Below are 4,666 nucleotides of genomic sequence, written 5' to 3'. Positions count from 1 at the left end.
AACTCCTTGGCTCACAGAACGACATGGCTACGATCCGACTTGTGCGCCTGCTCGCGCTGGCGGCGGCGGGCGGGCTGGCCGTCGTCGCGCCGGGGGCGCTGCTGGCGGTGCTGGCCGCCGTCGCGGGGCTGGCGCTCGCCTTCGTCGGGCTGCGCGAGATCTTCGGCCTCGTGCTGCTCGCCGCGCCCGCCGGCGCGCGGCTCGGGCGCGCGCTGGCCGCGAGCGGCGAGGGGTGGGCGGTGGGCGCAGTGCTGGTGGTGGTGCTCGCGGTCACGTTCGCGGGCACGATCGCCGTCGCCAACCGGGCGCGGGCCGCGCGCGCCGCGCCCACCACCATCGACGCCTGCAACGGCGCCGCGGCGCTGTGCGACCGGCGGCTCGACGAGGTGACGCTCGCCGGGACGCACAACGCGATGGCGTCGGCCGACGTGCCGGGGTGGATGTTCGCGCAGCAGGAGCGCGGGATCGCCGCGCAGCTCGACGACGGGGTGCGCGCGCTGCTGGTGGACGTGCACTACGGCGTCCCCGTGCGCGGCACCGCCGTCGGCGACCGCGTGCGCACGGTGCTCGGCCCCGGCGCCACCGACGTCGCGGCGGCGCGCGTGCTCGGGCCCGAGGGGAACGCGGCCGCGATGCGCATCCGCGACCGCCTCGTCGGGGGCGCCGAGGGGGCGCGCGGCCTGTACCTCTGCCACGGCTTCTGCGAGCTGGGTGCGGTCGCGCTCGACGCCGCCCTGGCGGAGTTGCGCGGGTTCCTCGAGCGGCGGCCGAACGAGGTCGTGCTGCTGGTGGTCGAGGACTACGTCGCCCCGGCCGACCTCGCGCGCGCCGTCGAGGCGGCGGGGCTGGCGCGCCTCGTCTACCGCGGCGCCCCCGGCGCGCCGTGGCCGACGCTGCGCGAGCTGATCGCCCGCGACGAGCGCCTCGTCGTCCTGATCGAGTCGGGGCGCGCCGGCGTGCCGTGGCTGCTGCCGGCGTTCGGGGTGATGCAGGAGACGCCGTACGCCTTCGCAGCCGCCGGGGACACGCTGTCGTGCGCCCCCAACCGGGGCGGGAGCGCCGGCGCGCTGCTGCAGGTGAACCACTGGATCACGACCGCGCCGGCGCCGCTGCCGTCCAACGCGGCGACGGTGAACGCCCTCGACGCGCTGCTGGAGCGCGCGCGGCGGTGCGAGCGCGCGCGCGGGCGCCGCGCCAACGTGCTGGCGGTCGACTTCTACCGCACCGGGGAGCTGCTGCGCGCGACCCGCGTGCTGAACGGGCTGGAGCGCGCGCCCGACCGGTGAGGGACCCGGGCGCCCGCCGGCGATCTTGACGGTAGGGGCGGCGCGCGCCCGCCCCTCCCCCACCCCGAACCGCGCATGACCGCCCACGCCGACGCCGACCGCTTCCTGGCCGCCCGCGACTTCCTGCTGGCGCACCGCGACCGCCACGCCGAGGCGTACCACGGCTTCGCCTGGCCGCGGCTGGAGCGCTTCAACTGGGCGCTCGACCACTTCGACCGGATGGCGCGCGGCAACCACGCCGACGCGCTCCGGATCGCGCGCGACGACGGCGCCGAGGACCGCCACTCCTTCGACGCGCTGGCCGAGCGCAGCGACCGCGTCGCCAACGCGCTGCGCGCCCTCGGCGCCCGCCGCGGCGACCGGCTGCTCCTGATGCTCCCCAACGTCGTCGAGACGTGGGAGACGCTGCTCGCCTGCACGAAGCTCGGCGTCGTGGTGATCCCGTCCACGCCGCAGCTGTCGGCCGACGACCTGGTGGACCGGATGCTGCGCGGGGCGGTGCGGCACGTGGTCACCGACGCCGACGGGGCCCGCAAGTGCGCCGCGCTCGCCGGCGGCGTCACGCGCGTCGTGGTCGGGGGCGCCTTCCCGGGGTGGCGGCCGTTCGACGGGCTGCGGGCCGCGCCCGCGGGGTTCGTCCCCGACGGCGAGACGCGCGCCGACGACCCGCTGCTCCTCTACTTCACGTCGGGGACCACGGCGCGGCCCAAGCTCGTGCTGCACACGCACGCGAGCTACCCGGTCGGCCACCTCTCGACGATGTACTGGATCGGGCTGCGCCCCGGCGACGTGCACTGGAACATCAGCTCCCCCGGGTGGGCGAAGCACGCGTGGAGCAGCGTCTTCGCGCCGTGGAACGCCGGCGCGACGATCTTCGTGGAGGACGCCGCGCGCTTCGACGCCCGCCGCGTGCTGGAGACGCTGGTGCGCGGCGGCGTGACGACGCTCTGCGCCCCGCCCACCGTGTGGCGGATGCTGGTCGGCGAGGACCTCGCCGCGTACCCGGTCGCGCTGCGCGAGGCGGTGGCGGCGGGCGAGCCGCTCAACCCCGAGGTGATCGAGCGGGTGCGCGCGGCGTGGAAGCTCACGATCCGCGACGGCTACGGGCAGACCGAGACGACGGCGATCGTCGGGAACGCGCCGGGGCAGCCGGTGAAGCCCGGCTCGATGGGGCGCCCGCTCCCGGGCTACGGCGTCGTGCTGCTCGACGCCGACGGGCGCGAGGCCGACCAGGGGGAGATCGCCCTCCCCCTCGACCCGCCGCCGCTCGGGCTCATGGCCGGCTACCTGGGCGACGACGCGCGCGCGGCCGCGGCGACCGCGGGGGGCCACTACCGCACCGGCGACGTCGCCGAGCGCGACGCGGACGGCTACGTCACGTACGTCGGGCGCGCCGACGACGTGTTCAAGAGCTCGGGCTACCGGATCAGCCCCTTCGAGCTGGAGAGCGCGCTGGTCGAGCACCCGCTCGTCGCCGAGGCGGCGGTGGTGCCGAGTCCGGACGCCGTGCGGGGGGCCGTCCCCAAGGCGTTCTGCGTGCTGCGCGCGGGCGCGGCGCCGACGCGCGAGACGGCGCTCGACATCCTGCGCTTCGTCCGGGTGCGCCTCCCGGGCTACAAGCGCGTGCGTCGGCTGGAGTTCGCCGAGCTGCCCAAGACGATCTCGGGGAAGATCCGGCGGGTCGAGCTGCGGGCGCTGGAGGAGGGGCGGCACGCGGACGGCGCGCGCGGCCCGGCCGAGTTCCGCGACGAGGAGTTCCCCGAGCTGCGGTGAGGGAATCCGGGCGCGGACGGCGAATGGGGAGGTAGGACCACTCCCCAACCCCATCCTCCATGCGACTCCCCACCCTGCTCGCCCTGGCGCTGCTCCCGGCCGCCGGCTGCGAGCCGGCCGCCGCGGCGGGACCGGACGTCCCGGACGCCCCGCGCGCGGCCTCCGCGCCGCAGGAGCGCTCGGTGCTCGACGCGATGGCCGCGTTCAAGGCCGCCGTCGTCGCCAGCGACACCGCCGCGCTCAAGCGCCTCTGGGCCGACGACTACGCGTTCATCGACCCGCGCGGGCGGCTGGTGACGCGCGCGCAGCGGCTCGCCAACTACGCGTCGGGCGCGACCGACGTGGCCGTGATCGACGCCGAGCGCGAGATCACCGTGCGCGTGGACGGCGACGCCGCCGTCGTGCAGAACCTCTCGTCGCTCCGGGGGCAGTTCTCGGGGCAGCCGACCGACACCGACCTGCGCGGCACCTTCGTCTGGGAGCGGCGGGGCGGGCGGTGGCAGCTCGTGACCAACCAGCTCACGGCGGTGGCGCCGTCGGCGGTGACGCCATGATCGCCCTCCTCGCGCTCGGCGCCGCGCTCGCGGCGCTTCCCCCCGGCCCCCCGGCCCCGACGCCGCGCGAGCGCGCGGTGCTCGAGACGCTCCGCCGCTACGAGGCGGCGGCCCTGGCCGAGGACACGGTCACGCTCAAGCGGATCTGGGCGGACGACTACACGTTCATCACCACGCAGGGCGCGATCTTCACCCGCGCGCAGCGCCTCGCGAACTACGCCTCGGGCGCGACCAACGTGACGGAGGCGTTCGGCCAGCGCGACATCACGGTGCGGGTGGCCGGCGACCAGGCGGTCGTGCGGCAGATCTTCACGCTGCGCGCGCGCTTCGGCGGGCAGGTGACCGACACCGAGGTGCGCTGCACCTTCGTGTGGCGGTGGCGCGGCGGGCGGTGGGAGATGGTGACCAACCAGCTCACGGCGGTGGCCCCGTGACCCGCGCCCTCCGACTCTCCGTCCTCGCCGCCGCGGCGGCCTGCGGCGCGCCGGACCGCTCGGCGGCGCCCACCGCCCCCGGCGACGCGCCCTCGCTGGCGCGCGCGCAGACGTCCCTCTACCACGAGGTCATCCCGATCTCGGGGGAGGACGTGAACCCGTGCACGGGCGACCCGTTCACCTTCTCGGGGACGCTGCGCCAGGTGTACAAGCGCACCACGACGGCCACGCACGAGCACTACGTCTCGCACGAGACCAGCGCGAACATCAAGGGGCGCGGCGCCGACGGGACGCGCTACGTGGTCACCGTCGGCGGCAACAGCCCGTCGCACTTCAGCATCCCGCTCGGCGGCGGGTTCGACGTCCAGGTCTCGCGCTTCCGCGTGACCAGCCAGGGGTCGGACGCGAACTTCGAGCTGCGCGTCCTCGAGATCTTCGAGGTGAGCCCCGAGGGCGAGGTGACCGTCCGCCTAAAGGGGGAGGAGACGCGCTGCACCGGGTGACGCGCTGCCGCACCCCGCGGCCGCGGCGCGCCACGCCGCGAGGTGCGCCGCGTCGTCCCCCGTGACGGCGTGGCGCGCGGCGTGCCCCGCGACGGCCCGCCCGAACAGCGCCGCCG

Annotated in this window: 4 protein-coding genes and 1 pseudogene; all 5 read left to right on the top strand. The window is 76.5% G+C overall.

The genetic code is table 11. The features are described 5' to 3' along the window. Nucleotides 1-1,286: pseudogene (locus PYV61_RS21225) on the top strand (hypothetical protein); the annotation flags it as partial. A gap of 75 nt (nt 1,287-1,361) precedes the next feature. Then, a complete protein-coding gene (locus tag PYV61_RS21220; protein WP_275835398.1) occupies nt 1,362-3,059 on the top strand; it encodes an AMP-binding protein in 1,698 nt (565 codons plus the stop codon). Between the two features lie 59 nt (nt 3,060-3,118). Beyond that, entirely contained in the window at nt 3,119-3,613 is a 495-nt protein-coding gene (locus PYV61_RS21215) for a nuclear transport factor 2 family protein (protein ID WP_275835396.1), read from the top strand. After that, a complete protein-coding gene (locus PYV61_RS21210) occupies nt 3,610-4,047 on the top strand; it encodes a nuclear transport factor 2 family protein (RefSeq protein WP_275835394.1) in 438 nt (145 codons plus the stop codon). Before PYV61_RS21215 ends, PYV61_RS21210 begins: the two co-directional genes overlap by 4 nt. After that, complete coding sequence (locus tag PYV61_RS21205; RefSeq protein WP_275835392.1) at nt 4,044-4,550, top strand: hypothetical protein; 507 nt, start codon at nt 4,044-4,046, stop codon at nt 4,548-4,550. Before PYV61_RS21210 ends, PYV61_RS21205 begins: the two co-directional genes overlap by 4 nt. Nucleotides 4,551-4,666 lie beyond the last annotated feature (116 nt).

The organism is Roseisolibacter sp. H3M3-2 (assembly GCF_029211165.1).
Classification (GTDB): domain Bacteria; phylum Gemmatimonadota; class Gemmatimonadetes; order Gemmatimonadales; family Gemmatimonadaceae; genus Roseisolibacter.
This window is presented reverse-complemented; position numbering and strand designations above follow the sequence as displayed.